We start from the raw sequence: 4,342 nt of genomic DNA, 5'->3' as shown, positions 1-4,342 counted from the left end.
GTCCTGCTCGTCGAGGACGACCCGGGTGACGTGCTGATGACCCAGGAGGCGTTCGAGGAACACAAGCTGCGTAACCGGCTGACCGACGGGGGTGCGGCGTGAGCGGCGACGAGCTGGAGCGCGGTGCCCGGCGTGGTCGTGGTCGTCGTCGAGCTCCAGGAACGGGTGCTCGTCGAGCCGACCGACCAGCCGGTCGTCGACAGCCGGCTGGAACGGGCCGACCGCGTCGTCGTCGTCGAACGACTCCAGGTCGACCGGGGTGCCCACCTCGCTGACCATGACCACCCCGTCGAGTGGCTCCAACTCGGGGACGTCCAACGCGCCGAGCGAGCCGTCACCACTCTGCAGCAGCTCCAGCACCGCCTCGCCGACGCCCTCCACCGGCGCCGGCTCGTCGTCCTCCGGGGTGCCCTCGCGGCGGGCCGCCTCGGCCACCCGCAGCAGCGCGGCGACGCTCGGCACCCGGTAGTCGCGACGCTGACGCACCGAGATCACCCGAGGGTGCGGGTCGCTGGCCTCGGCACCCTCGCCGCCGCCGAAACGCTCGTCCGCCTCGTCCGGGTCGATCGAGTCGACATCCCATGGCGTCACCTCGCCGAAGGCGTCGAGCAGCCGCTCGTCGTAGGCGAAAGAGGCGTTGTTCAACGCCACGTACGCCTGCCAGACGTCGTCGTCGTCGACGCGGCCCTGCGCGGCGCGTACGGCGGCCAGGTGGTGGCGGGCCGCTTCGATCACCCGCTCGAGAGCGGCGTCCAGCTCACCATGCTGGTCGGTCATGTGGGGCAGTCCCTTCACGATGGGGAAGTTGCGCGCCGGCGGCCACCGCCGGACACGACTAGCAGGAGCGGAGGAACCGGTCGAGAACCCGCACGCCGAACTGTAGTCCGTCGACCGGAACGCGCTCGTCGATGCCGTGGAACAACGCGGAGAAGTTCAGGTCGGCGGGCAGTTGGAGCGGCGCGAACCCGAAGCAGCGGATGCCGAGCTGCGAGAACGCCTTGGCGTCGGTGCCCCCGGAGAGCATGTACGGGACGGGCCGCGCCCCCGGGTCCTCCGCGCGCAGGGCCGCCGACATGGCCTCGACCAGGTCACCGTCGAAGGTGGTCTCCAGCGCCGGCTGCCGCTGGATGTACTCGATCGCGATGTCCGGGCCGACCAGCTCGCGCAGTTGCCGCTCCAGCAGCTCGGACTGGCCGGGCAGGCTACGGCAGTCGATGGTGGCGGTGGCCCGGCCGGGGATGACGTTGTCCTTGTATCCGGCGCTCAACCGGGTCGGGTTGGCGGTGTTGCGGATGGTCGCGCCGATGATGTTGGCGATGGGGCCGAGCTTCGCGATGGCCGTCTCCGGGTCGTCCGGGTCCAGCTCGATGCCGAGCAGGTCGGAGACCTCGGTGAGGAAGGCTCGCACGGTGTCGGTGACGACCACCGGGAAGCGGTGCCGGCCGATCCGGGCGACCGCCTCGGCGAGCGCGGTGACCGCGTTGTCGTCGTGCATCATCGAGCCGTGCCCGGGGCGGCCCTTGGCGTGCAGCCGCAGCCAGTCGATGCCCTTCTCGGCGGTCTCGATGAGGTAGAGCCGCTGGCTGTCGTTGACCGAGTAGGAGAAGCCGCCGACCTCGCCGATCGCCTCGGTGCAGCCGTCGAAGAGGCCCCGGTGGTTGTCCACCAGGAAGTGCGCGCCGTACTCGCCGCCGGCCTCCTCGTCGGCGGTGTAGGCCAGCACGATGTCGCGCGGCGGGCGTACGCCGGTGCGCTGCCAGTGCCGCACCACGGCGAGCACCATCGCGTCGAAGTCCTTCATGTCGATCGCGCCCCGGCCCCAGAGGTAGCCGTCGCGCAGCTCACCGGAGAACGGGCCCACCGACCACTCGTCGGCGTCGGCGGGCACCACGTCCAGGTGGCCGTGCACCAGCAGCGCGCCCCGGCTCGGGTCGGTGCCCGGGATGCGGGCCACCACGTTCGCCCGGCCCGGCACGGACTCGTGCAGGACGGACTCCACACCCACCTCGGCGAGCTTCTCCGCCACGTACTCGGCCGCGCGGCGCTCACCGGCGCTGGTGTCGTTGTCACCGGTGTTCGTGGTGTCGATGCGCAGCAGGTCGCGGCAGAGGTCCACGACCTCTGCGGTGGGGTCGGGCAGGGCGGAGGCGGCGTCGCTCGTCATCGCCTCTTCATACCAGCCCGGGCCGCTCGACAGGCCGGCGCGGGTGGAGGCATCGACGGGTCGGTTTCGCGTCGGCCGCGTTCGGGTACCGCCGCCCACGACCGAACGTCCCTGCCGGAGCTTCCGCCCGCCAGTCGAGGAGGGCACCATGTCCGCTGTTCCCCTGCCGCCGCTGCCGCCCGCGCCCGCACCCGAGGAGGGCTACCGACCCGCCGGTCGTAGCATCGCCGACATCGTCGACCGGGAGCACCGGCAACTGCTGGCGCTGCTGGACCAGCTCTCCGGCCCGGACACCACGCCGCAGGAGGGGTTGGCGGTGCTCACCGCCGCGCTGTCGCGGCACCTGTCCGCCGAGGAGCAGTACCTGCTGCCGGCGGTCCGCGCGGCGCTGCCGGCGGCCACCGAGCGGGTCGATGCGGAGATCAGCGCCGACGCGGCCCTGCTGAGCGCCCTGAAAGGGCTGACGGACGAGGCGCTGACCGAGGTCGCCGAGCGGGTCCGCCGGCATGTCGAGGGCGTGGGCGCGCTGGTCACCGAGCTGCGCGCGGTCGCGACCGAGGAGGAGCTGATCCGGCTGGGCAACCGGTTGGAGATCGCCGAGGAGGCCGCGCCGACCCGACCGCACCCGGGCACACCGGCGACCCCTCCGTGGAACCGGATCGTGGAGCCGGCGGTCGGTGTTGTGGACAAGGTCCTCGACGCGGTGACCCGGCGGCCGACGTACCTGGCGGACCTGCCGGAGCCGCCGCGCGACCGGTGACCGGCGACCGCCGGCAGTGCATTCATTATCACCGATCCGCTTGGGGTATTCCGCCAGCAGACGCGTAGTCCTACCGTCACCCTATGAACCTGGAGCTGCGTCACCTGCGGGTGGTCTGCGCGATCGCGGAGACGGGAAGTGTGACGAAGGCGGCCTCGGCGCTCGGCCTGGCCCAGCCGGCGCTCACCGCCCAGCTCCAACGCATCGAACGGACGCTGGGCGGCCCGCTGTTCGACCGGGACCGGCGCGGGGCTCGACCCACCGCGCTCGGTGAGCTGGTGCTGGCCCGCGCCCGGGTGCTGCTGCCGGCGATGAAGGGGCTGCAGGACGAGGCCGCCCGCCTGGCCGGGGCGGGCGACACGCCGCCGTGCTACCGGTTCGGCGGGGTGAACAGCCCGATCCTGGGTCGGCTGGTGCACCGGTTGGCGGCCGAGCAGCCGCCCGCCCAGATCACCACGTACGCGTCCTGGTCAGTGGACGAGTTGGCGCAGTTGGTGGCCGGCGGTCGGCTGGACTTCGCGCTGGCCGGGGTGTGCGGCGACGCCAGTCCGTCCGGCGGGTTCGGGTTGAGCTGGCAGGAGGTGGCCGTCGACCCGGTGCTGGTGCTGCTGCCGGAGACCCATCCCCTCGCGGCGCAGGAGGAGGTCCGCCTGGCCGACCTGCGCCACGAACAGTGGGTCGCCGCGCCGGGTGACGGCTGCTTCGCCGACTGCTTCGCCGCCGCCTGTGCCCGCGCCGGCTTCACCCCCCGCAAGGTGTACGAGACCGACATCCGCGGCTGTGTCGACCTGGTGGAAGCCGGCGTGGCGGTGGCCCTGTGCCAGGCGACGTTCCGTCCGGTGGGTGGTCTGGTCACCCGTCAACTCGCCGGGACGCCGCTACGCTGGCGGCTGCTGCTCGGCTGGCATCCGGACTCCCCCGCCGCCCAGGGCGCGGAGCTCGTGCTGGAATCCGCCAAGGCGGCGTACGTCGACTCGTTGGCGCCGCACCCGGCGTACCTGGCCTGGCTGCCCCGCAACCCGGGGTTCGGCGTCCGGCACCCCACCGGGGTACGGCCGGGCTGAGCTGCCGGTATTCCGGGCCGCTGGCGGTGCGAACCGCCGTGGGCCGGGTATCTGGCGGACATGACCGACCTCTACCCGCCCGCCGATGACCGCGAACTGCTGCGCCAGGCGGCTGCCGCGCACACCGCCGCCACCCGTGCGGTGGAGGCGTTCCTGCGCCGCCTGCCGACGGTGCCCGACCCGGCCGACGTGACCGAGTACGCGAATCTGCTCACCCGGGAGGACCAGACCCGGGGCGACCGGGACGCCGCCGCCGACGCGGCGGGTCTGACCATCGCCAGCCTGGAGCCCGACCAGGGCCAGTAGCGCGCCGCGACGGTGCCGGACGGTTGGTCGGCCTGGCGTGCCGACGAG

4 protein-coding genes and 2 pseudogenes are annotated in these 4,342 nt (G+C 73.0%); 4 read left to right on the top strand and 2 right to left on the bottom strand.

The window, feature by feature from the left end; translation table 11 throughout:
- Nucleotides 1-84: pseudogene (locus ABZ749_RS30415) on the top strand (response regulator); the annotation flags it as partial.
- 48 nt (nt 85-132) lie between these two features.
- Here ABZ749_RS30415 and ABZ749_RS30410 read toward each other — a convergent pair.
- Together ABZ749_RS30410 and ABZ749_RS30405 are read right to left on the bottom strand one after the other, a co-directional pair.
- Nucleotides 133-777: pseudogene (locus tag ABZ749_RS30410) on the bottom strand (hypothetical protein); the annotation flags it as partial.
- Nucleotides 778-835: 58 nt separating this feature from the next.
- Entirely contained in the window at nt 836-2,164 is a 1,329-nt protein-coding gene (locus tag ABZ749_RS30405; RefSeq protein WP_357233793.1) for a M20/M25/M40 family metallo-hydrolase, read from the bottom strand.
- A 148-nt stretch (nt 2,165-2,312) separates the two neighbouring features.
- On the opposite strand from ABZ749_RS30405, the gene ABZ749_RS30400 reads away from it, so the two are divergent.
- The 3 genes from ABZ749_RS30400 (at nt 2,313) to ABZ749_RS30390 (ending at nt 4,294) form a co-directional block, all read left to right on the top strand.
- On the top strand, nt 2,313-2,924 hold the full coding sequence (locus tag ABZ749_RS30400; protein ID WP_357233791.1) for a hemerythrin domain-containing protein: 612 nt from the start codon (nt 2,313-2,315) through the stop codon (nt 2,922-2,924).
- A gap of 83 nt (nt 2,925-3,007) precedes the next feature.
- On the top strand, nt 3,008-3,988 hold the full coding sequence (locus ABZ749_RS30395) for a LysR family transcriptional regulator (protein ID WP_357233789.1): 981 nt from the start codon (nt 3,008-3,010) through the stop codon (nt 3,986-3,988).
- Nucleotides 3,989-4,048: 60 nt separating this feature from the next.
- Nucleotides 4,049-4,294, top strand: coding sequence for a hypothetical protein (locus tag ABZ749_RS30390; protein ID WP_210818733.1), 246 nt, complete (start codon nt 4,049-4,051; stop codon nt 4,292-4,294).
- Nucleotides 4,295-4,342: the final 48 nt, after the last annotated feature.

Source organism: Micromonospora sp. NPDC047753 (genome assembly GCF_040642735.1).
Lineage (GTDB): Bacteria > Actinomycetota > Actinomycetes > Mycobacteriales > Micromonosporaceae > Micromonospora.
This window is presented reverse-complemented; position numbering and strand designations above follow the sequence as displayed.

Excerpts from the sequence above, each read along its gene's own strand:
- ABZ749_RS30405 (WP_357233793.1), bottom strand. The coding sequence starts at position 2,164 with ATGACGAGCGACGCCGCCTCCGCCCTGCCCGACCCCACCGCAGAGGTC.
- ABZ749_RS30400 (WP_357233791.1), top strand. The coding sequence starts at position 2,313 with ATGTCCGCTGTTCCCCTGCCGCCGCTGCCGCCCGCGCCCGCACCCGAG.
- ABZ749_RS30395 (WP_357233789.1), top strand. The coding sequence starts at position 3,008 with ATGAACCTGGAGCTGCGTCACCTGCGGGTGGTCTGCGCGATCGCGGAG.
- ABZ749_RS30390 (WP_210818733.1), top strand. The coding sequence starts at position 4,049 with ATGACCGACCTCTACCCGCCCGCCGATGACCGCGAACTGCTGCGCCAG.